Raw genomic sequence first — 21,180 nt, forward strand, 5'->3', positions numbered from 1 at the left:
ACTAGCAATGGGTCAGAAAGTACATCCTAATGGTATTCGTCTGGGTATTGTCAAACCTTGGAACTCTACCTGGTATGCGAATACCAAAGAATTCGCTGACAACCTAGACAGCGACTTTAAAGTTCGCCAGTACTTGAACAAAGAACTGGTTAAAGCATCTATTTCACGTATCGTTATCGAACGTCCTGCGAAAAGCATCCGTGTAACCATTCACACTGCTCGCCCAGGCATTGTAATCGGTAAAAAAGGTGAAGACGTTGAAAAACTGCGTAAGGCTGTAGCGGATATCGCTGGCGTTCCTGCGCAGATCAATATTGCCGAAGTACGTAAACCTGAACTGGACGCAAAACTGGTTGCTGACAGCATCAGTTCACAGCTGGAACGTCGTGTAATGTTCCGCCGTGCTATGAAACGTGCTGTACAGAACGCTATGCGTTTGGGCGCTAAAGGTATCAAAGTGGAAGTCAGCGGCCGTCTGGGCGGTGCTGAAATTGCACGTACTGAGTGGTATCGTGAAGGTCGTGTACCTCTGCATACTCTGCGTGCAGACATCGACTACAATACTTCTGAAGCGCACACCACTTATGGTGTAATCGGCGTTAAGGTATGGATCTTCAAAGGTGAGATCCTGGGTGGTATGGCTGCAGTTGAACAGGCGGAAAAACCGGCTGCTCAACCTAAAAAGCAGCAGCGTAAAGGCCGCAAGTAAGGAGAGTCGCTGATGTTACAACCAAAGCGTACGAAATTCCGTAAAGTGCACAAAGGCCGCAACCGTGGTCTGGCTGCAGGTGCGGATGTTAGCTTCGGCACTTTCGGTCTCAAAGCTGTGGGCCGTGGTCGTCTGACTGCTCGTCAGATCGAAGCGGCACGTCGTGCTATGACCCGTGCAATTAAGCGTCAAGGTAAAATCTGGATCCGTGTGTTCCCAGACAAACCTATCACCGAAAAGCCACTCGAAGTGCGTATGGGTAAAGGTAAAGGTAACGTAGAATACTGGGTTGCCTTGATCCAGCCCGGTAAAGTCCTGTATGAAATGGACGGTGTGCCTGAAGAGCTGGCTCGTGAAGCATTCAAGCTGGCAGCAGCGAAACTGCCTATCAAAACCACCTTTGTAACTAAGACGGTGATGTAATGAAAGCACAAGAGCTGCGCGAAAAAAGCGTTGAAGAGCTGAACACTGAGCTGCTGAACCTGTTACGTGAACAATTCAATTTGCGTATGCAGGCGGCAAGTGGCCAGCTGCAACAGTCTCACCTGTTGAAACAAGTGCGTCGTAATATTGCACGCGTTAAGACTTTACTGACTGAGAAGGCGGGTGCGTAATGACCGATAAAATCCGTACTCTGCAAGGTCGTGTTGTTAGCGACAAAATGGAAAAATCCATTGTTGTTGCTATCGAGCGTAAGGTGAAACACCCATTGTATGGTAAGTTCATCAAGCGTACGACTAAACTGCACGTACATGACGAGAACAATGAATGTGGAATTGGTGATGTAGTGGAAATCCGCGAAACCCGTCCACTGTCTAAGACTAAATCTTGGACTTTAGTTCGCGTTATAGAAAAAGCGGTTCTATAATAGATCGCTGTGTACGAAATAAACGGCCCAAAAAATAACGGGGCCGTTTATTTTTCTGTCCATCGCGAAGATGTGGTGTTATAATGCCGCGCCCTCGTAGTATGGGATATTGAAACGGCCTCTTTAAAAATAAAGTGGCTCAGTAGTAGTTGACATTTAGCGGAGCACTAAAATGATCCAAGAACAGACTATGCTGAACGTGGCCGACAACTCCGGTGCACGTCGCGTAATGTGTATCAAGGTTCTAGGTGGCTCGCACCGTCGCTACGCAGACGTCGGTGACATCATCAAGATCACTATCAAGGAAGCAATTCCTCGTGGTAAAGTGAAAAAAGGCGATGTCCTGAAAGCGGTAGTGGTGCGCACCAAGAAGGGTGTTCGTCGCCCGGACGGTTCTGTCATTCGCTTCGATAGCAACGCTTGCGTATTGTTAAACAATAATAGTGAGCAAGTTATCGGTACGCGTATTTTTGGGCCGGTGACTCGTGAACTTCGTAATGAAAAGTTCATGAAAATTATCTCTCTGGCACCTGAAGTACTCTAAGGAGCAGGCAATGGCAGCGAAAATCCGTCGTGATGACGAAATTATCGTGCTAACTGGTAAAGACAAAGGTAAGCGCGGTAAAGTAAAACAGGTTCTTTCTTCTGGTAAAATCATTGTTGAAGGCATCAACCTGGTAAAAAAACATCAGAAACCAGTTCCGGCTCTGAACCAACCAGGTGGCATCGTTGAAAAAGAAGCAGCTATCGATGTTTCTAACGTTGCAATCTTCAACACAGCAACCGGCAAGGCTGACCGTGTAGGTTTTAGATTCGAAGACGGCAAAAAAGTACGTTTCTTCAAATCTAACAACGAAACTATCAAGTAATTTGGAGTATACGATGGCGAAACTGCATGATTACTACAAAGACGAGGTAGTCAAGAAACTGATGACTCAGTTTGGTTACCATTCTGTCATGCAAGTCCCTCGGGTCGAGAAGATCACCCTGAACATGGGTGTTGGTGAAGCAATTGCTGATAAAAAACTGCTGGATAACGCAGCGGCTGACTTAGCAGCAATTTCTGGTCAGAAGCCATTGATCACCAAAGCACGCAAATCAGTTGCAGGCTTCAAAATCCGTCAGGGCTATCCAATCGGCTGTAAAGTAACCCTGCGTGGAAAACGCATGTGGGAGTTCTTTGAGCGCCTGATTTCTATTGCTGTACCACGTATCCGTGACTTCCGTGGTTTGTCCGCTAAATCATTCGATGGTCGTGGTAACTACAGCATGGGTGTTCGTGAGCAAATCATCTTCCCTGAAATCGATTACGATAAAGTGGATCGTGTACGTGGTCTGGATATCACTATCACCACTACTGCGAAATCTGATGATGAAGGCCGCGCACTGTTGGCTGCGTTTAACTTCCCGTTCCGCAAGTAAGGCAGGGTACTCATGGCTAAGCAATCAATGAAAGCACGTGATGTAAAACGTGCGAAATTAGCTGAGAAATTCTTCGCAAAACGCGTTGAACTGAAAGCGATCATCTCTGATGTAAACGCATCTGATGAAGACCGTTGGAATGCTGTTCTTAAGCTGCAAACACTGCCACGTGATTCCAGCCCTTGCCGTCAGCGTAACCGCTGCCGTCAAACTGGGCGTCCGCATGCATTTTTGCGGAAGTTTGGGTTGAGCCGTATTAAAGTCCGTGAAGCCGCTATGCGCGGTGAAATCCCGGGCCTTAAAAAGGCTAGCTGGTAATTGTCACCAATTGAATCACGGGAGTAAAGACAGATGAGCATGCAAGATCCGATCGCGGATATGCTGACCCGTATCCGTAACGGTCAGGCCGCGAATAAAGTTGCGGTCACCATGCCTTCCTCCAAGCTGAAAGTGGCAATTGCCAAGGTGCTGAAGGAAGAAGGTTACATTGAAGATTTTAAAATCGAAGGCGACACTAAGCCAGAACTGGAAATCACTCTGAAGTATTTCCAAGGTAAGGCTGTTGTAGAAAGCATTCAGCGTGTAAGCCGCCCAAGTCTGCGCATCTATAAGAAAAAAGATGAGCTGCCACAAGTTATGGCTGGTTTGGGAATCGCTGTTGTTTCTACCTCTAAAGGTGTAATGACTGATCGTGCAGCTCGCCAGGCTGGTCTGGGTGGCGAGATTCTCTGCTACGTAGCTTAATTCGGGAGGAAAGAATGTCTCGTGTTGCAAAAGCACCCGTCGTCATTCCTGCCGGCGTAGAGGTGAAACTCGACGGTCAGGTTATTTCGATTAAGGGTAAAAACGGCGAGCTAAGTCGTAAAATCCACAACGCAGTTGAAGTTAATCATGCGGATAGCCAACTGACTTTCGCTCCGCGCGAAGGTTTTGCTGACGCTTGGGCGCAGGCAGGTACAACTCGTTCTCTGCTGAATGCTATGGTTATTGGTGTTAACGAAGGTTTCACTAAGAAACTTCAGCTGGTTGGTGTTGGTTATCGTGCAGCAGTTAAAGGCAACGTAGTTAGCTTGTCTTTAGGCTTCTCGCATCCGGTTGAGCATCAGCTGCCAGCAGGCATAACTGCGGAATGCCCATCACAAACTGAAATCGTACTGAAAGGTGCTGATAAGCAGGTGATTGGTCAGGTTGCGGCAGATTTGCGTGCCTATCGTCGTCCTGAGCCATATAAAGGCAAGGGTGTTCGTTACGCCGATGAAGTCGTGCGTACCAAAGAGGCTAAGAAGAAGTAAGGTAACACTATGGATAAGAAAGCAGCTCGTATCCGTCGTGCGACCCGCGCACGCCGCAAGCTCAAAGAACTGGGTGCGACTCGCCTGGTGGTACATCGTACCCCTCGCCATATTTATGCGCAGGTTATCGCACCAAATGGTTCTGAAACTCTGGTGGCCGCTTCTACAACAGAAAAAGCTATCAGTGAACAACTGAAATTTACTGGAAACAAAGAAGCCGCAGCATTAGTTGGTAAGATTGTTGCTGAACGTGCTCTGGAAAAAGGCATCAAAGATGTATCCTTTGACCGTTCTGGTTTCCAATATCATGGTAGAGTCCAGGCACTGGCAGATGCTGCCCGTGAAGCTGGCCTTCAGTTCTAAGGTAGAGGTGTAAGATGGCTCACATCGAAAAACAAGCTGGCGAACTGCAGGAAAAGCTGATCGCGGTAAACCGCGTATCTAAAACCGTTAAAGGTGGCCGTATTTTCAGCTTTACAGCACTGACTGTAGTTGGTGATGGTAACGGTCGCGTTGGTTTTGGCTACGGCAAAGCACGCGAAGTTCCGGCAGCAATCCAGAAAGCGATGGAAAAAGCACGTCGCAATATGAAAACCGTCGCACTTAACAGCGGCACTTTGTACCACCCAGTGAAAGGCTCACACACCGGTTCTCGCGTGTTCATGCAGCCTGCTCACGAAGGTACAGGTATCATCGCCGGTGGTGCGATGCGTGCTGTTCTGGAAGTGGCTGGAGTTCGTAACGTACTGGCTAAAACCTACGGTTCCACTAACCCAATCAACGTGGTTCGTGCAACTCTGGACGCTTTAGACAGCATGAAGTCTCCAGAAATGGTCGCAGCTAAGCGTGGCAAATCCGTCGAAGAAATTCTGGGGTAATGACCATGGCTAAGACTATTAAAATTACTCAGGTTCGCAGTTCAATTGGTCGTTTGCCTAAGCATAAGGCAACTCTGACTGGTTTAGGTCTGCGTCGCATTGGGCATACTGTTGAGCGTGAAGATACACCAGCTATTCGCGGTATGGTCAACTTGGTTTCCTATATGGTTAAAGTTGAGGAGTAACAGATGCGCTTAAATACTCTGTCTCCGGCTGAAGGTGCCAAGCACGCACCTAAACGTGTAGGTCGTGGTATTGGTTCTGGTCTGGGTAAAACCGGCGGTCGTGGTCACAAGGGTCAGAAGTCTCGTTCTGGCGGTGGCGTTCGTCGTGGTTTTGAAGGTGGCCAGATGCCTTTATATCGTCGTCTGCCAAAATTTGGTTTTACTTCACGTAAAGCAATGGTCACCGCAGAAATTCGTCTGTCTGATTTTGCCCGCGTTGAAGGCGATGTTATCGATCTGAATGCACTGAAAGCTGCTAACATTATTGGCCCTCAAATTGAATTCGCAAAAGTAATGCTTTCTGGCGAAGTCAATCGCGCAGTAACTGTGCGTGGCTTGCGTGTTACTAAAGGCGCCCGTGCTGCAATTGAAGCTGCTGGCGGTAAAATTGAGGAATAAGTAACAGATGGCTAAACAACCAGGATTAGATTTTCAAAGTGCCAAAGGCGGATTAGGCGAGTTAAAACGCAGACTTTTGTTTGTCATTGGAGCTCTAATTGTTTTCCGTATTGGCTCTTTTATTCCAATCCCTGGTATTGATGCCGCTGTGCTTGCCAAATTGCTCGAGCAGCAAAGAGGCACCATCATTGAAATGTTTAACATGTTCTCTGGTGGTGCTTTAAGCCGTGCTTCTATCTTTGCACTGGGTATAATGCCGTATATTTCTGCATCTATTATTATCCAGTTGCTAACTGTGGTTAACCCCCGTTTAGCAGAGATTAAGAAGGAAGGGGAAGCTGGTCGTCGTAAGATCAGTCAGTACACCCGTTATGGCACATTAGTGCTGGCAATATTTCAGTCAATCGGTATTGCTACTGGGTTGCCGAATATGCCTGGAATGCAAGGATTAGTGATTAATCCTGGCTTTGCATTCTATTTCACGGCTGTTGTAAGTCTGGTCACGGGAACCATGTTCTTGATGTGGTTGGGTGAGCAGATTACTGAGCGAGGTATCGGTAACGGTATTTCAATCATAATCTTTGCTGGTATCGTTGCGGGTTTACCGCCTGCAATTGGTCACACCATCGAGCAAGCTCGGCAAGGCGACCTGCACTTCCTCCTGTTGCTGTTGGTTGCAGTATTAGTGTTTGCGGTAACTTTCTTCGTTGTTTTCATTGAGCGTGGTCAACGTCGTATCGTTGTTAACTATGCAAAACGTCAGCAAGGTCGTAAAGTTTTCGCGGCACAAAGTACACATTTGCCGTTGAAAGTGAATATGGCTGGGGTTATCCCTGCAATTTTTGCTTCCAGTATTATTTTGTTCCCCGGTACCATAGCTTCTTGGTTCGGAGGGGGAACAGGCTGGAATTGGTTGACAACTATTTCTATGTATTTGCAACCAGGTCAACCGCTTTATGTGTTATTATACGCATCTGCAATCATCTTCTTCTGTTTCTTCTACACGGCTTTGGTTTTCAACCCAAGAGAAACAGCAGATAACCTGAAGAAGTCCGGTGCATTCGTACCAGGAATTCGTCCGGGAGAGCAAACGGCTAAGTACATTGATAAAGTAATGACTCGCCTAACCTTAATTGGTGCGTTATATATTACTTTTATCTGCTTAATCCCGGAGTTCATGCGTGATGCAATGAAAGTTCCATTCTATTTTGGTGGTACTTCCCTACTGATTGTAGTCGTCGTCATCATGGACTTTATGGCTCAAGTGCAAACTCTGATGATGTCGAGTCAATATGAGTCTGCATTGAAGAAAGCAAACCTGAAAGGATATAACCGCTAATTGGTTTGCTTGAGAAGTTACGGAGAGTAAAAATGAAAGTTCGTGCTTCCGTCAAGAAATTATGCCGCAATTGCAAAATTGTTAAACGTAACGGTATCGTTCGTGTGATTTGCAATGCAGAGCCTAAGCACAAACAGCGCCAAGGCTAATTAATCGCATATTTTTCTTGCAAAGTTGGGTTGAGCTGGCTAAATTAGCCAGCCAATCTTTTTTATCTGACAGCAACATTGTTTGAGTATCCTGAAAACGGGCTTTTCAGAATGATGTTGCAGTGAATAAATATTGTAGGAGTGCATAGTGGCCCGTATAGCAGGCATTAACATTCCTGATCAGAAACATACTGTAATCGCATTAACCTCGATCTACGGTATCGGTAAAACCCGCTCACAAGCAATTTGTGCAGCAGCGGGTATTGCTGAAAATGTTAAGATCAGTGAGCTGTCTGAAGAGCAAATTGACAAGCTGCGTGACGAAGTTGCCAAATACGTTGTAGAAGGTGATCTGCGTCGTGAAGTAACCCTGAGTATCAAACGTCTGATGGATCTTGGTTGCTATCGTGGTTTGCGTCATCGTCGTGGTCTGCCAGTTCGCGGTCAGCGTACTAAGACCAATGCACGTACCCGTAAGGGTCCGCGTAAACCGATCAAGAAATAATCGGGGTATTGAATAATGGCAAAGGCACCTATTCGTGCACGTAAGCGTGTAAGAAAACAAGTCTCTGACGGTGTGGCTCATATCCATGCTTCTTTCAACAATACCATCGTTACTATAACTGATCGTCAGGGTAACGCATTGGGTTGGGCAACTGCCGGTGGTTCCGGTTTCCGTGGTTCTCGTAAATCTACTCCGTTTGCAGCTCAGGTTGCAGCAGAGCGCTGCGCTGAAGCAGTAAAAGAGTACGGAATTAAGAACCTGGAAGTTATGGTTAAAGGACCTGGTCCTGGCCGTGAGTCAACTATCCGTGCATTAAATGCGGCTGGTTTCCGCATCACTAATATTACTGATGTGACTCCGATCCCTCATAACGGTTGTCGTCCACCGAAGAAACGTCGCGTTTAATACGTCTTCGTTTTTTAGGATTGTTGGAGAAAAAAAATGGCAAGATATTTGGGTCCTAAGCTCAAGCTGAGCCGTCGCGAGGGTACAGACCTTTTCCTAAAGTCTGGCGTTCGCGCGATTGACACCAAGTGTAAATTAGAACAGGCACCAGGCCAGCACGGCGCACGTAAACCGCGTCTGTCTGACTATGGTGTACAGTTACGTGAAAAACAAAAAGTTCGTCGTATTTACGGTGTTCTGGAGCGTCAATTCCGTAACTACTATAAAGAAGCGACTCGTCTGAAAGGCAACACAGGTGAAAACCTGCTGAACTTGCTGGAAAGTCGCTTGGATAACGTCGTTTATCGTATGGGTTTTGGCGCGACTCGCGCTGAAGCACGTCAGATGGTAAGCCACAAGGCTATCACGGTAAATGGTCGCGTTGTTAATATCGCTTCTTATCAGGTATCCCCGAATGACGTAGTCAGCGTTCGTGAAAAAGCGAAGAAGCAGGCTCGCATTAAAGCAGCTTTAGAGCTGGCTGAGCAGCGTGAGAAACCAACTTGGTTGGAAGTTGATGCTGCGAAGATGGAAGGTGTGTTCAAGCGTATTCCTGAACGTACTGATCTATCCGCTGACATTAACGAACACCTGATCGTCGAGCTTTACTCCAAGTAAAGCTTAGCACCAAAGAGAGGACACAATGCAGGGTTCTGTGACAGAGTTTCTAAAACCGCGCCTGGTAGATATCGAGCAAGTCAGTTCGACGCACGCCAAGGTGACCCTTGAGCCATTAGAGCGTGGCTTTGGCCATACTCTTGGCAACGCACTGCGCCGTATTCTGCTTTCGTCTATGCCGGGTTGTGCGGTGACTGAGGTTGAGATTGATGGTGTACTGCATGAGTACAGCACCAAAGAAGGTGTACAGGAAGATATCCTGGAGATTCTCCTCAATCTGAAAGGGCTGGCGGTGAAGGTTCAGGGTAAAGATGAAGTTATCCTTACTTTGAATAAATCTGGCATTGGCCCTGTGACTGCAGCCGATATCATCCATGACGGTGATGTCGAAATCGTCAAGCCGCAGCACGTAATCTGCCATCTGACTGACGAAAGCGCTTCCATTAGTATGCGTATTAAAGTTCAGCGCGGTCGTGGATATGTGCCGGCTTCTGCCCGAATTCATTCGGAAGAAGATGAGCGCCCTATCGGTCGTTTGTTAGTAGATGCCTGCTATAGCCCAGTAGAGCGTATCGCCTACAATGTTGAAGCAGCTCGTGTAGAACAGCGTACTGACTTGGATAAGCTGGTTATCGAGATGGAAACTAACGGTACAATCGATCCTGAAGAGGCGATTCGCCGTGCAGCTACCATTCTGGCTGAACAACTAGAAGCTTTCGTTGATTTACGTGATGTACGTCAACCAGAAGTAAAAGAAGAGAAGCCAGAGTTTGATCCGATCCTGCTGCGCCCTGTTGACGATCTGGAATTGACTGTCCGCTCTGCTAACTGCCTTAAAGCAGAAGCTATCCACTACATCGGTGATCTGGTACAGCGTACTGAAGTTGAGTTACTTAAAACACCTAACTTGGGTAAAAAATCTCTTACTGAGATTAAAGATGTACTGGCTTCACGTGGACTTTCTCTGGGCATGCGTCTGGAAAACTGGCCACCAGCAAGTATTGCTGATGAATAACTAGATCACAGGTTAAGGTTTTACTGAGAAGGATAAGGTCATGCGCCATCGTAAGAGTGGTCGTCAATTGAACCGCAACAGCAGCCATCGCCAAGCTATGTTTCGTAACATGGCAGGTTCTTTAGTTCGTCATGAAATCATCAAGACGACTCTGCCTAAAGCGAAAGAACTGCGTCGCGTCGTTGAGCCGCTGATTACTCTTGCCAAGACCGACAGCGTAGCTAATCGTCGTCTGGCATTCGCCCGTACTCGTGATAACGAGATCGTGGCAAAACTGTTTAATGAACTGGGCCCGCGTTTTGCGAGCCGTGCAGGTGGTTACACTCGTATTCTGAAGTGTGGCTTCCGTGCTGGTGACAATGCACCGATGGCATACATCGAGCTTGTTGACCGTGCAGCAGAGTCTCAGACAGAAGTAGCATCTGCAGAGTAATCTGTAGGAGCGTAAAAAGCCGGGTATTATCCCGGTTTTTTATTGCCTTTTAATTTTGATTCTCTAACTCTCCGTTTTATATTCATCAGCTAATCTGCAAATTTTTCCTGTTCAGATGATCTCTTAGCCTATTCTGGTAGTATTGTGATTATTTTCTACTTGATGGGATAATCTTATGTATCGTATTGGTCAGTTGGCTAAATTAGCAGGTGTAACACCTGACACTATCCGCTTTTATGAAAAACAGGGGCTGATGCTTCATGGAGAAAGAACGGAAGGTGGTTATAGACTATATACTGAACAGGATCTACAGCGATTACGTTTTATCCGTTATGCAAAACAATTAGGTTTTACACTGGAAGCAATTGTAGAACTATTATCTATTAGGGTTGATCCTGAGCACTATACATGCAAGGAATCAAAACATATTGTTGATTCTAGATTGCGAGAAGTTGAAGAGAAATTATTGGAAATGCAAAAAATGCGTGATTCTTTGAAAATGTTGAGTGATGCTTGTTGTGGTAGTACTCACATCAGTACATATTGTTCTATATTGGAAATTTTAGAAGAAGGTGCGACAAACAGATAATTTTTCTTTATTGTTTTGAGTGCTAAGAGTACAATCGCATTGTTTTTAATCACAAAACGATTTTATTAATTAATTTAGAGGTTATTATGACAACATATCGCCATAAAAAAGGTGTTATCAAAGATAATGCTATAGAAGCCTTATTACATGATCCTTTGTTTAGACAGAGAGTAGAGAAAAATAAAAAAGGCAAAGGAAGTTATAATCGTAAAGAAAAGCATGGTTGGGAGGCCAATGATAATAATTTTATCAAGTTGTTATCATTGGCCTTCTAGCTTTTTAAGTAGATTCTATTAATCGAATAAGTCCGAATTGATGTTTTTACAGGAAGAAAGGACTTGGCTGGAAAAGCTTTTCTACTTCAGGCACGAATTTTTTATCAGTAATAAACATGATTACATGATCACCTTGTTGAATAATACTATAATCATTAGCAATGATAACTTCTTCATTACGGACAATGGCACCTATTGTTGTTCCTGGTGGTAATTTGATATCACTTATCTTACGCCCAACAACTTTTGAAGTATGTTCATCGCCATGAGCTATGGCCTCGATAGCTTCAGCAACTCCTCTTCTTAATGAGAACACACTGACAATATCTGCTTTACGGACATGACCAAGTAGCGCCGATACTGTTGCTTGTTGAGGTGAAATTGCAATATCAATGACCCCACCTTGTACTAAATCAACATATGCACTGCGTTGAATAAGAACCATTGCTTTTTTAGCCCCCATTCGTTTTGCAAGCATGGCTGACATAATATTGGCTTCATCATCATTTGTTAGTGCTATAAAAACGTCAACTTGTTCAATGTGTTCTTCAGCTAGCAATTCTTGGTCTGAAGCATCACCATAAAACACGATGGTATCGTGCAATAGTTCAGCTAATTCAATGGCTCTTTTTTGGTTATGCTCAATTAGTTTGACGCTGTAATCTTTTTCAAGTCGTAAGGCTAAGCCTGCACCAACATTACCGCCACCAACAATCATGATGCGTTTATACGGTTTTTCAAGGCGTTGTAATTCGCTCATTACGGCCCTGATATGTTGTGATGCTGCAACGAAGAAGACTTCATCTCCAGCTTCAATAATTGTTGAACCTTGTGGTCTAATGGGGCGATCTTGACGAAATATTGCAGCAACTTTGCTATCAATATGTGGCATATGCTCTCGGAGTGAGGATAAGGCATTGCCTACCAGTGAACCACCATAATAGGCTTTAACCGCGACAATGCTGACACGGCCTTCCGCAAAATTAACAACTTGTAATGCTCCTGGGTATTGGATTAATTTATAGATGTAATCAATAACCAGTTGCTCAGGAGATATTAGATAATCAATAGGAATATCATCAGGTTGAAATAATTTTTCTGATTCTCGGATATATTCTGATGAGCGTATCCTGGCGACTTTATTAGGCGTGTTAAATAGAGAATAAGCAATTTGGCATGCAACCATATTAGTTTCATCTGAATTTGTGACAGCTATTAACATATCAGCATCTTCAGCGCCAGCTTCCTTCAATATTCTGGGATGGGAGCCATGGCCATTGACAACTCGGAGATCGAATTTATCCTGTAACTGGCGTAGACGATCTGTATCGGTATCAACGACAGTAATATCATTGTTTTCATCAACTAAATTCTCAGCTAATGTTCCACCAACCTGGCCAGCACCCAGAATGATTATCTTCATAGCATTCTCTTCTCAATTGGAAGCCATCTTCTGTTCTTGATATTTTAGCAAAACCATAAAATTCTCTCGTTCAGTTTGAACGAGAGAGCGTTATTATTGCTTAGTTAGTCGGGCATAAAAGAAACCGTCACCGCCCGTAGCTTCTGGAATAATTTGTGTTCCAGGAGTATCTGAATTATCTGCTTCTGATAATACTGCATCGGGATGATGGGCCAAAAATGCTTTTATTTGCTCACTATTTTCCTGAGGTAAAATTGAACAGGTGGCATAAACCAGTGTGCCATTTTGCTTCAAATATGGCCAAATAGCTTCAAGGATTTCAGATTGCAATGTAACTAATTGATTTATATCTTCTTTTCTGCGTAGCCATTTTATGTCAGGGTGACGGCGAATAACCCCTGTAGCAGAGCACGGCGCGTCAAGAAGAATACGATCAAATTGTTCATCAGCAGCCCACTCGTGTGGAAGGCGTCCATCACCTGTTTTGACGATAGCATGCAAGTTAAGTCGTTGTAAATTCTCTTTTACTCGCTTAATTCGTTGCTCATCAATATCGATAGCGAGAACTTTAGATTTTGGTGCTATTTCGAGGATGTGAGTGGTTTTTCCACCAGGTGCAGCACAAAGATCCAGTATAGATTCACCGTCACATGGGCTTAAGAGTTCAGCACACCCCTGTGCGGAGCGATCCTGAATAGTTACCCAGCCTTGGCTAAATCCGGGTAGTGCACTGACAGGACAGGGATTCAGAAGACGAATAGCATTAGGATGGTTGATATCTAATTCTGCTTCTATATTAGTTTCTTCTAATAGTGCAAGATATTCTTTCGCCGTATGATGGAGTTGGTTAATTCGCAGCCACATAGGTGGTTTTTGGTTGTTGGCATCCACTATAGTTTGCCAATTTTGTGGATATGCTTTTTGAATGCGTTCTAGCAGCCATTTGGGATGTAGGTGTTGATTATTTGCCCGTTCGATTAATTCTTGTTGTTGGCGCTGAAATTGGCGAAGGACACCATTAATTACCCCTTTCAGCTGTGGTCGTTTTAAATTAGTTGCGCCATTGACGGTTTCGGCCAGTGCAGCGTGTGCAGGTATACGTGTATATATGAGCTGATATATACCAACCATGATTAGGTAGTGGAAAATACGTTGTTTTCCTTTCAATGGCGTTGCCATTAGTTGACTGATAAACCACTCAAGCTGAGGTAATACTCTCATCACACCAAAACAGATCTCTTGCAACAGCGCCTTATCTTTATCAGAAACTTTTTGTTGGAGTTCAGGCATAACAGTGCTGAGGGATTGCCCTTGGTCAAGCACTTGAGTGATTGCTTTTGCAGCGATGCTTCTCAGGTTATATGTATTTTTCATGGTATAGTCAAACAGCTGACTTTCGTCAGCATGGTAAATAGGAAGAAGCCTGAATGCTAAAATATTCAGGCAAAGTCAGGTTAGTATCAGTTGATTTTGCTACCAGGTGTAAACCACTCACGTTTAGAGTTTAAGAGATCGGCAACCGACATTGCTTTCTTGCCCGGTGGTTGCAATTGAACAATATTTAATATTCCATCGACAGTTGCAATTTGAATACCTTTTTTATCCGCGCTGATAATTGTTCCAGGAGCTTGGGTGGTTTGCTCTGCAATGACTTCTGCCTGCCAGATTTTAATTGGTTGATCATCAACTAAGAAGAAGCTCATAGGCCAAGGGTTAAAGGCACGAATACAACGCTCAATTTGGCTTGCAGGTAAATGCCAATCTACTTTTGCTTCATCTTTACTCAGTTTTTCGGCATAGGTTGTAAGTGTATCATCCTGAATTTCAGGCTGGAGTGTTCCCGATGTGATTAAATCTAAGGTGTTGAGTAAGGCTTTTGGCCCAATATCGGCAAGTTTTTCGTATAAGCTAGCACTGGTATCTTCATTTGTAATTGGACAAATGGCTTTCAACAGCATATTACCAGTATCAAGCCCTGCATCCATTTGCATGATCGTTACGCCAGTTTCTTGGTCACCAGCCCAAATGGAGCGTTGAATGGGGGCTGCACCACGCCAGCGAGGTAGCAAAGAACCGTGGACATTCAAGCATCCTAGATGTGGTATATCTAAAACGGCTTGAGGAAGAATTAAGCCATAGGCAACAACGACCATAATATCAGCTTGCTGCTCCATGACCCATTGTTGGCTTTCTTCTGTACGTAAGGTTTTTGGCTGGAAAACAGGAATATCATGTTCTTCAGCCAATACCTTTACAGGACTTGGTGTCAGTTTCTTACCTCTTCCTGCCGGCTTGTCTGGTGGAGCGAGCACTCCGACAACCTGGTGTTGAGAGTTTAATAAAGCAGCCAAATGGCGAGCCGCGAAATCAGGCGTTCCGGCAAAAATAATACGTAAAGAATCAGACACTGTTATTTCCTGCGATAATAAGAATTATTTGTTTTTGGCTCTCAGTCGGTCAATTTTTTCAACTTTCTGACGGATGCGTTGGCGTTTCAATGGTGATAAGTAATCAACAAAGAGTTTACCGACTAAATGATCCATTTCATGTTGAATACAGATTGCCAATAATCCATCGACTTCTAACTCAAATGGTTGGCCGTTATAGTTTAAGGCCTTAATTTTTACTTGCTCAGAGCGAGGCACAAATCCACGCTGTTCAGGAACAGATAAACAACCTTCTTCTATTCCTGTTTCACCAGTTTCATTAATTAATTCCGGGTTGATCAGAACAAGACGTTGATCACGATCCTCAGAGACGTCAATGACAATAATTCTCTGATGTATATCGACTTGTGTTGCCGCTAAACCAATACCTTCCTCTGCATACATCGTTTCAAACATATCATCAACGATATGCTGGATTTCTGCATCGACTTTTTCTACTGGCTTGGCAACTGTGCGAAGTCGCTCGTCTGGATAATGTAATACTTGTAAAACTGACATATATGTTTAGAACTGCATCCAAAAAGTGAGTGATAATTGATGCCTATTCTAGACATTTCCCATTTAGATTGACAGTATTGAACATAAATTAATCATGAGAGTATTGCTCTCAACCTCAGGTCAGGATGACGATATGGAAGCGATGGAAATGTGGTTAAGAATGAAAATGGTCTCTCATCTTTCAGCAGCGAAGGCCATGCTTATTATGGATCGCCTGTTACAAACGGAAAATTACAGTATATCTTCCCTTAAAGCATGTGGTCTGTCATCTGCACAATGCTTGCAATTTATGAAAGCTAACACTTCCGCGCTGGTTTCGGCTCTCAATTGGTTAGAACAACCAGAGCATCATTTGTTGACTTTCTCTCATCCCGCATATCCACCTTTATTAAAGCAAATACATTCTCCACCTCTTGTTCTGTTTGTTATAGGTGATGTATCGGTCTTATCTCAAAAGCAAATTTCAATGGTTGGTAGTAGGGCTGCGACTTTTTATGGCGAAAAGTGGGGAAAGATATTTGCTAGTGACTTGGCTAAAAATAATCTGGTAATAACTAGTGGGCTGGCGATTGGTATTGATGGTATCTGCCATCAGGCAGCATTGGATTCGGGAGGGAAAACAGTAGCGGTACTTGGTAGTGGTTTTAAAAATATCTACCCCAGTAGACATAAATCCTTGGCCAGACATATTAAAGAAAATGGAGCATTAGTTTCCGAATTCTTTCCTGATGCGCCACCTAAAGCCAAGCATTTCCCAAGGCGAAATCGAATTATTAGTGGGTTAAGTTTGGCTCTTCTTATTGTGGAAGCTCATAAGAATAGTGGATCACTGATTACAGCGCGTTGTGCTCTTGAACAAGGGAGAGACATCTTTGCATTACCTGGTCCATTAGGCACTCCTGCGAACGAAGGTAATCATTGGTTGATTAAACAAGGGGCTTATTTGGCAACAAATGTAATGGATATCATGGAACATATTAGTTCGTCGTTTCAATGGATTAACATCGAAGAGAAAGGTCAGGAGGAAGAAAATAAACAATTTGAACAAACAGAGTTGCCATTTGTGGATGTGCTGGTTAACGTAAGTAGTGAAGTTACACCTATTGATGTGATTGCCCAGCGCTCTTCCCTGCCTGTTACCGAAGTTATGACCAAATTATTGGAGTTGGAACTCATGGGAAAAGTTGCTGTTGTTGCTGGTGGGTATGTCCGAACTAATTAAGCGATTTAATTTGTGCTTTTTCCAATGTTATGGTGGCTGCCGATATTCAGCGAGTGAGATATGTCTAAGAAAGTACCTTTTATTATAAAAGAAATAGAGTGTTGCCCTGAGTGTAATGCTGAGTTAGTGATCCGCAATGGCGCTCATGGCCCATTTTATGCGTGTTCCAGTTATCCATCTTGCCACTATCTTCGTCCTTTGAAAGCACAAGTAGATGGACATATTGTTAAAGAATTGGATGGGCAAATCTGTCCAAAATGTGGTTTCACTTTAGCCTTACGTCAAGGGCGTTATGGTATGTTCATTGGCTGTGGTCATTATCCTGAATGTGAATATACAGAATTAATTGATAAACCAGATGATACGTCAATTAATTGCCCTCAATGCCAGCAAGGAAAATTACTCCAGCGTAAATCTCGTTTTGGTAAGACATTTTATTCCTGTAGTCGCTATCCAGAGTGTCAGTTTGCACTTAACAATAAGCCTACCTCAGGTGAATGCATGTTTTGTCACTATCCATTGTTAATAGAAAAGCATACTTCCCAAGGTGTGAAATTATTTTGTGCCAGTAAATTGTGTAGTAAGCAGCAAGTTAACGAAATTGAGAAATGAAATGAGTGACGTAATCTCACCAGTATTTGATGAAGTTATCACGGCCTTAAAAGAAGAAAAAGTTATTGCCTATCCAACTGAAGCCGTTTTTGGATTAGGGTGTGATCCCGATAGTGAAAATGCAGTGCAAGCGCTATTAGCGTTGAAAAATAGGCCTTGGGAGAAAGGATTAATTCTTATTGCTGATAAGTATGAGAGATTATGTCCTTATATTGATGATGAACAGATAAATGATACACAGAAAGAAACCATATTCTCATCTTGGCCTGGTCCTGTTACGTGGGTAATCCCCGCTAAAGCAACCACACCAAAATGGTTGACTGGCAAATTTTCAACATTGGCCGTTAGAGTTACGGATCACCTTTTGGTTCAGCAGCTATGTGCTATATATGAAAAACCACTTGTTTCAACCAGTGCGAATCTAAGTGGATTAGAACCATGTCGTAGTGTAGAAGAAGTACGGCAGCAATTTGGCAATCGTGTCCCAATATTAGAAGGAGAAGTTGGTGAGCGTAAGAATCCATCAGAAATCAGGGATGCGTTAACTGGCAAATTATATCGGCAAGGGTAGGTAATCATGGATAAATTCGCTGTTTTTGGTAATCCAATCGCACATAGTAAATCTCCTTATATTCATCAATTGTTTGCTGAGCAAACAGGTATCGAACATCAGTATGGGAGAGTACTTGCTCCGGTGGAAAACTTTGAACAAACCTTAACTCATTTTTTCGAACAGGGGGGACTAGGAGCGAATATCACTGTTCCTTTCAAAGAGAAAGCCTATAAATGCTCAGATGAATTGACTGAACGGGCGAGTATCTGTGGTGCAGTTAACACATTAAAACGGATAGAGGGAAGCCGACTGCTCGGTGACAATACTGATGGAATGGGATTATTAGTAGACTTGCAGCGACTCAAATTCCTCTCTCAAGGACAGAAAATTCTGATCATAGGTGCTGGTGGAGCTGCGAAAGGTGTATTGTCTTCTTTATTATTACTGGGCTGTTCAGTCACTATTACTAACCGAACATTTGAACGTGCTCAAATAATCGCAAATACATTTTCTCTATTAGGTGATATCCAGGCCATTGAAATGAGTGCTCTTGGCCTTATTACTCCAGATTTTGATATTATCATTAATGCAACAGCTTCTGGCCTTGATGGACAAATTCCTGCTATCTCTCCGTTGATTTTTCAAAATAATAGTGTGTGTTACGACATGTATTACCAGCATGGATTAACTCCTTTCCTTACGTTTGCCCATCAAAATGGTGTTTCACGTTTGGCTGATGGCTTAGGAATGTTGGTAGGGCAGGCTGCGTATTCTTTTGAATTATGGCATGGAGTATTCCCCGAAATAGAACCTGTTTTAACGACCTTAAGACGGGAGTTACATGTATGAATCAATCAATTCAATTTCCTGATCGGGAAGAGTGGAATGAGGTAGAAAATAAGGTGATATTTCCAGCAATGGTGAATGGTTTGCTGGTGGAATGTATGATTAGTTCTGATGAAATAATAGAGCGTTATGGTAAGGATCATCACCCACTCGATTTGTTTCGCCAATATCGCTGGGATTTGGAAGAAGAGTTTGAAACAGCCATTGTGAGTGGGCATGATGATCAATTTGGACGCTACTCTTTGCTTTCAGATTATGTTGATAGATAGTCATTTTTCCAGCTAACGTAATTATTAGCGGAATAAAGCAGCCCTTCCAATTCTTCAGGTTTGAGTTTTCGTACTTGTTTGGCAGGGCTACCGACATACAGGTAACCGCTTTCTAATTTTTTACCTGGAGGAACTAGGCTACCAGCTCCAATCACAACATCATCTTCAATAGTCACTCCATCGAGTAAAATGGAACCCATGCCAACTAAGACTCGATTCCCAATTTTACACCCATGTAGCATTGATTTATGACCTACCGTGACATCTTCGCCAATTATTAGTGGGAAGCCATTTGGATTATCAGGAGATTTATGAGTCACATGTAAAACAGAACCATCTTGAATATTTGTACGTGAACCAATTGAGACATAATTTACATCTCCCCTGATAACTACAAGGGGCCAAATGCTGACATTGTCTGCTAATTTGACATCTCCAATTACAACAGAAGAAGGATCTAAAAGAACTTTTTGACCGACTTGAGGATAGAAATTTAGATATTGGCGTAAAACAGTAGGCATAAAAACCTCAACAATAAGAGTGGATCGCAAACATATAAACAATTATATAGGAATGTTATTGAGGAAAAAAACGCCATGCAATGGAATGATCTGCATTAATATTAGCCTGTTTGAGTGATTTTTATATTTATGGGGGCAAAAAGTGTTCGCTTGAAAATAAAATTGCAAAAAAACTATTGTCAGCGCCGTAAAACCCCCTATAATGCGCCACCACTGACCGACGCTGAGCTGAAACAGGCCGCGCAGGACGGTGAGAGAAAAGCGAAAATAATCGCTTGACTCTGGCGGCGAAAAGCGTAAGATACGCAGCCTCGCAACCCGGAAGGCACTTCCGGTTGCCAATGCTCTTTAACAAATTAATCAGACAATCTGTGTGGGCACTCGCAAGACACTATCGATATGCCGAAAGGCAAAAAAGATTAAAGTCTTAAAGAGTGACCTGACAGTTAATTCATGATGAACTAACAGTAAGATTCTTTGAGCATCAAACTTTTAATTGAAGAGTTTGATCATGGCTCAGATTGAACGCTGGCGGCAGGCCTAACACATGCAAGTCGAGCGGCAGCGGGGGAAAGCGTGCTTTCCTGCCGGCGAGCGGCGGACGGGTGAGTAATGTCTGGGGATCTGCCTGATGGAGGGGGATAACCACTGGAAACGGTGGCTAATACCGCATAACCTCTGAGGAGCAAAGTGGGGGACCTTCGGGCCTCACGCCATCGGATGAACCCAGATGGGATTAGCTAGTAGGTGGGGTAAAGGCTCACCTAGGCGACGATCCCTAGCTGGTCTGAGAGGATGACCAGCCACACTGGGACTGAGACACGGCCCAGACTCCTACGGGAGGCAGCAGTGGGGAATATTGCACAATGGGCGCAAGCCTGATGCAGCCATGCCGCGTGTATGAAGAAGGCCTTCGGGTTGTAAAGTACTTTCAGCGGGGAGGAAGGCATAGAGCCGAATACGCTTTATGATTGACGTTACCCGCAGAAGAAGCACCGGCTAACTCCGTGCCAGCAGCCGCGGTAATACGGAGGGTGCAAGCGTTAATCGGAATTACTGGGCGTAAAGCGCACGCAGGCGGTCAATTAAGTTAGATGTGAAATCCCCGGGCTTAACCTGGGAATGGCATCTAAGACTGGTTGACTAGAGTCTCGTAGAGGGGGGTAGAATTCCACGTGTAGCGGTGAAATGCGTAGAGATGTGGAGGAATACCGGTGGCGAAGGCGGCCCCCTGGACGAAGACTGACGCTCAGGTGCGAAAGCGTGGGGAGCAAACAGGATTAGATACCCTGGTAGTCCACGCTGTAAACGATGTCGATTTGGAGGTTGTGGCCTTGAGCTGTGGCTTCCGGAGCTAACGCGTTAAATCGACCGCCTGGGGAGTACGGTCGCAAGATTAAAACTCAAATGAATTGACGGGGGCCCGCACAAGCGGTGGAGCATGTGGTTTAATTCGATGCAACGCGAAGAACCTTACCTACTCTTGACATCCAGCGAAGCCTTTAGAGATAGAGGCGTGCCTTCGGGAACGCTGAGACAGGTGCTGCATGGCTGTCGTCAGCTCGTGTTGTGAAATGTTGGGTTAAGTCCCGCAACGAGCGCAACCCTTATCCTTTGTTGCCAGCACGTT

General features: G+C 44.2%; 33 protein-coding genes and 1 rRNA gene. 29 read left to right on the forward strand and 5 right to left on the reverse strand.

What is annotated here, in order from left to right:
• The first annotated feature begins 7 nt into the window (after positions 1-7).
• The 23 genes from rpsC to BDE27_RS19130 all read left to right on the forward strand — a co-directional run bounded on the left by rpsC (position 8) and on the right by BDE27_RS19130 (position 11,159).
• On the forward strand, positions 8-709 hold the full coding sequence (rpsC, locus tag BDE27_RS19020) for a 30S ribosomal protein S3 (RefSeq protein ID WP_010847482.1): 702 nt from the start codon (positions 8-10) through the stop codon (positions 707-709).
• A gap of 12 nt (positions 710-721) precedes the next feature.
• Positions 722-1,132: a 50S ribosomal protein L16 gene (rplP, locus tag BDE27_RS19025; RefSeq protein WP_012990491.1), complete on the forward strand. Its 411-nt coding sequence runs from the start codon at positions 722-724 to the stop codon at positions 1,130-1,132.
• Positions 1,132-1,323, forward strand: a complete 192-nt coding sequence (gene rpmC, locus BDE27_RS19030; RefSeq protein WP_010847484.1) for a 50S ribosomal protein L29 — start codon at positions 1,132-1,134, stop codon at positions 1,321-1,323. The genes rplP and rpmC overlap by 1 nt, the downstream gene beginning before the upstream one ends.
• Positions 1,323-1,577 (forward strand): 30S ribosomal protein S17, encoded by a 255-nt coding sequence (gene rpsQ / locus BDE27_RS19035; protein ID WP_074021482.1) that lies wholly within the window; start codon positions 1,323-1,325, stop codon positions 1,575-1,577. The genes rpmC and rpsQ overlap by 1 nt, the downstream gene beginning before the upstream one ends.
• A 172-nt stretch (positions 1,578-1,749) precedes the next feature.
• Positions 1,750-2,121, forward strand: a complete 372-nt coding sequence (gene rplN, locus BDE27_RS19040; protein ID WP_004246955.1) for a 50S ribosomal protein L14 — start codon at positions 1,750-1,752, stop codon at positions 2,119-2,121.
• 10 nt (positions 2,122-2,131) lie between these two features.
• On the forward strand, positions 2,132-2,446 hold the full coding sequence (gene rplX / locus BDE27_RS19045) for a 50S ribosomal protein L24 (protein WP_099133065.1): 315 nt from the start codon (positions 2,132-2,134) through the stop codon (positions 2,444-2,446).
• A gap of 13 nt (positions 2,447-2,459) precedes the next feature.
• A complete protein-coding gene (gene rplE / locus BDE27_RS19050) occupies positions 2,460-2,999 on the forward strand; it encodes a 50S ribosomal protein L5 (protein ID WP_074021486.1) in 540 nt (179 codons plus the stop codon).
• Positions 3,000-3,011: 12 nt separating this feature from the next.
• Positions 3,012-3,317 (forward strand): 30S ribosomal protein S14, encoded by a 306-nt coding sequence (rpsN, locus tag BDE27_RS19055; RefSeq protein WP_010847489.1) that lies wholly within the window; start codon positions 3,012-3,014, stop codon positions 3,315-3,317.
• Between the two features lie 33 nt (positions 3,318-3,350).
• The gene (gene rpsH, locus BDE27_RS19060; RefSeq protein ID WP_038240479.1) at positions 3,351-3,743 is read left to right on the forward strand and encodes a 30S ribosomal protein S8; all 393 of its coding nucleotides are present in this window, start codon (positions 3,351-3,353) and stop codon (positions 3,741-3,743) included.
• A gap of 14 nt (positions 3,744-3,757) precedes the next feature.
• A complete protein-coding gene (rplF, locus tag BDE27_RS19065) occupies positions 3,758-4,291 on the forward strand; it encodes a 50S ribosomal protein L6 (RefSeq protein ID WP_074021488.1) in 534 nt (177 codons plus the stop codon).
• 9 nt (positions 4,292-4,300) lie between these two features.
• Positions 4,301-4,654: a 50S ribosomal protein L18 gene (rplR, locus tag BDE27_RS19070; RefSeq protein WP_047771700.1), complete on the forward strand. Its 354-nt coding sequence runs from the start codon at positions 4,301-4,303 to the stop codon at positions 4,652-4,654.
• Between the two features lie 14 nt (positions 4,655-4,668).
• Positions 4,669-5,169: a 30S ribosomal protein S5 gene (gene rpsE, locus BDE27_RS19075; RefSeq protein ID WP_045968057.1), complete on the forward strand. Its 501-nt coding sequence runs from the start codon at positions 4,669-4,671 to the stop codon at positions 5,167-5,169.
• A gap of 5 nt (positions 5,170-5,174) precedes the next feature.
• A complete protein-coding gene (gene rpmD / locus BDE27_RS19080; protein WP_045968059.1) occupies positions 5,175-5,354 on the forward strand; it encodes a 50S ribosomal protein L30 in 180 nt (59 codons plus the stop codon).
• A 3-nt stretch (positions 5,355-5,357) separates the two neighbouring features.
• A complete protein-coding gene (rplO, locus tag BDE27_RS19085; protein WP_045960137.1) occupies positions 5,358-5,792 on the forward strand; it encodes a 50S ribosomal protein L15 in 435 nt (144 codons plus the stop codon).
• 7 nt (positions 5,793-5,799) lie between these two features.
• The gene (secY, locus tag BDE27_RS19090; RefSeq protein WP_074021490.1) at positions 5,800-7,131 is read left to right on the forward strand and encodes a preprotein translocase subunit SecY; all 1,332 of its coding nucleotides are present in this window, start codon (positions 5,800-5,802) and stop codon (positions 7,129-7,131) included.
• Between the two features lie 32 nt (positions 7,132-7,163).
• A complete protein-coding gene (gene rpmJ / locus BDE27_RS19095) occupies positions 7,164-7,280 on the forward strand; it encodes a 50S ribosomal protein L36 (protein ID WP_045968063.1) in 117 nt (38 codons plus the stop codon).
• Positions 7,281-7,428: 148 nt separating this feature from the next.
• Complete coding sequence (gene rpsM / locus BDE27_RS19100) at positions 7,429-7,785, forward strand: 30S ribosomal protein S13 (RefSeq protein ID WP_038240472.1); 357 nt, start codon at positions 7,429-7,431, stop codon at positions 7,783-7,785.
• A gap of 15 nt (positions 7,786-7,800) precedes the next feature.
• On the forward strand, positions 7,801-8,190 hold the full coding sequence (gene rpsK / locus BDE27_RS19105; protein WP_002919257.1) for a 30S ribosomal protein S11: 390 nt from the start codon (positions 7,801-7,803) through the stop codon (positions 8,188-8,190).
• A gap of 36 nt (positions 8,191-8,226) precedes the next feature.
• Complete coding sequence (rpsD, locus tag BDE27_RS19110) at positions 8,227-8,847, forward strand: 30S ribosomal protein S4 (protein WP_074021493.1); 621 nt, start codon at positions 8,227-8,229, stop codon at positions 8,845-8,847.
• A 25-nt stretch (positions 8,848-8,872) separates the two neighbouring features.
• Complete coding sequence (locus tag BDE27_RS19115; protein ID WP_038269634.1) at positions 8,873-9,862, forward strand: DNA-directed RNA polymerase subunit alpha; 990 nt, start codon at positions 8,873-8,875, stop codon at positions 9,860-9,862.
• Positions 9,863-9,902: 40 nt separating this feature from the next.
• Entirely contained in the window at positions 9,903-10,295 is a 393-nt protein-coding gene (gene rplQ, locus BDE27_RS19120; protein WP_074021494.1) for a 50S ribosomal protein L17, read from the forward strand.
• 175 nt (positions 10,296-10,470) lie between these two features.
• On the forward strand, positions 10,471-10,884 hold the full coding sequence (gene zntR / locus BDE27_RS19125) for a Zn(2+)-responsive transcriptional regulator (protein WP_099133066.1): 414 nt from the start codon (positions 10,471-10,473) through the stop codon (positions 10,882-10,884).
• Between the two features lie 86 nt (positions 10,885-10,970).
• Positions 10,971-11,159: an alternative ribosome-rescue factor A gene (locus BDE27_RS19130; RefSeq protein ID WP_099133067.1), complete on the forward strand. Its 189-nt coding sequence runs from the start codon at positions 10,971-10,973 to the stop codon at positions 11,157-11,159.
• A gap of 46 nt (positions 11,160-11,205) precedes the next feature.
• On the opposite strand, the gene trkA is transcribed toward BDE27_RS19130, so the two are convergent.
• The 4 genes from trkA to def all read right to left on the reverse strand — a co-directional run bounded on the left by trkA (position 11,206) and on the right by def (position 15,527).
• Entirely contained in the window at positions 11,206-12,582 is a 1,377-nt protein-coding gene (gene trkA / locus BDE27_RS19135) for a Trk system potassium transporter TrkA (RefSeq protein ID WP_099133068.1), read from the reverse strand.
• 93 nt (positions 12,583-12,675) lie between these two features.
• Complete coding sequence (gene rsmB, locus BDE27_RS19140; RefSeq protein ID WP_099133069.1) at positions 12,676-13,956, reverse strand: 16S rRNA (cytosine(967)-C(5))-methyltransferase RsmB; 1,281 nt, start codon at positions 13,954-13,956, stop codon at positions 12,676-12,678.
• Positions 13,957-14,042: 86 nt separating this feature from the next.
• Positions 14,043-14,990 carry a methionyl-tRNA formyltransferase gene (gene fmt, locus BDE27_RS19145; protein ID WP_099133070.1) on the reverse strand — a complete coding sequence of 316 codons (948 nt, stop codon included), beginning with the start codon at positions 14,988-14,990 and terminating at the stop codon, positions 14,043-14,045.
• A gap of 24 nt (positions 14,991-15,014) precedes the next feature.
• Positions 15,015-15,527 carry a peptide deformylase gene (gene def / locus BDE27_RS19150; RefSeq protein WP_099133071.1) on the reverse strand — a complete coding sequence of 171 codons (513 nt, stop codon included), beginning with the start codon at positions 15,525-15,527 and terminating at the stop codon, positions 15,015-15,017.
• Between the two features lie 133 nt (positions 15,528-15,660).
• Between def and dprA the strand changes: the two genes are divergently transcribed.
• The 5 genes from dprA to BDE27_RS19175 are packed head-to-tail and all read left to right on the forward strand — an operon-like array spanning position 15,661 to position 19,029.
• Positions 15,661-16,749, forward strand: coding sequence for a DNA-protecting protein DprA (gene dprA / locus BDE27_RS19155; RefSeq protein WP_099133072.1), 1,089 nt, complete (start codon positions 15,661-15,663; stop codon positions 16,747-16,749).
• Positions 16,750-16,809: 60 nt separating this feature from the next.
• Entirely contained in the window at positions 16,810-17,361 is a 552-nt protein-coding gene (locus BDE27_RS19160) for a DNA topoisomerase family protein (protein ID WP_099133073.1), read from the forward strand.
• A gap of 1 nt (position 17,362) precedes the next feature.
• On the forward strand, positions 17,363-17,932 hold the full coding sequence (gene tsaC / locus BDE27_RS19165; RefSeq protein ID WP_099133074.1) for an L-threonylcarbamoyladenylate synthase type 1 TsaC: 570 nt from the start codon (positions 17,363-17,365) through the stop codon (positions 17,930-17,932).
• Positions 17,933-17,938: 6 nt separating this feature from the next.
• A complete protein-coding gene (gene aroE, locus BDE27_RS19170; protein WP_099133075.1) occupies positions 17,939-18,763 on the forward strand; it encodes a shikimate dehydrogenase in 825 nt (274 codons plus the stop codon).
• Entirely contained in the window at positions 18,760-19,029 is a 270-nt protein-coding gene (locus BDE27_RS19175) for a DUF1488 family protein (RefSeq protein ID WP_099133076.1), read from the forward strand. The genes aroE and BDE27_RS19175 overlap by 4 nt, the downstream gene beginning before the upstream one ends.
• Here BDE27_RS19175 and BDE27_RS19180 read toward each other — a convergent pair.
• Positions 19,014-19,550 (reverse strand): gamma carbonic anhydrase family protein, encoded by a 537-nt coding sequence (locus tag BDE27_RS19180; protein WP_099133077.1) that lies wholly within the window; start codon positions 19,548-19,550, stop codon positions 19,014-19,016. The two genes, BDE27_RS19175 and BDE27_RS19180, sit on opposite strands and share 16 nt — an antisense overlap.
• A 493-nt stretch (positions 19,551-20,043) precedes the next feature.
• Here BDE27_RS19180 and BDE27_RS19185 point away from each other — a divergent pair.
• A 16S ribosomal RNA gene (locus BDE27_RS19185) occupies positions 20,044-21,180 on the forward strand; the annotation flags it as partial.

Origin of the sequence: Xenorhabdus ehlersii (assembly GCF_003610465.1) — a bacterium.
Lineage (GTDB): Bacteria > Pseudomonadota > Gammaproteobacteria > Enterobacterales > Enterobacteriaceae > Xenorhabdus > Xenorhabdus ehlersii.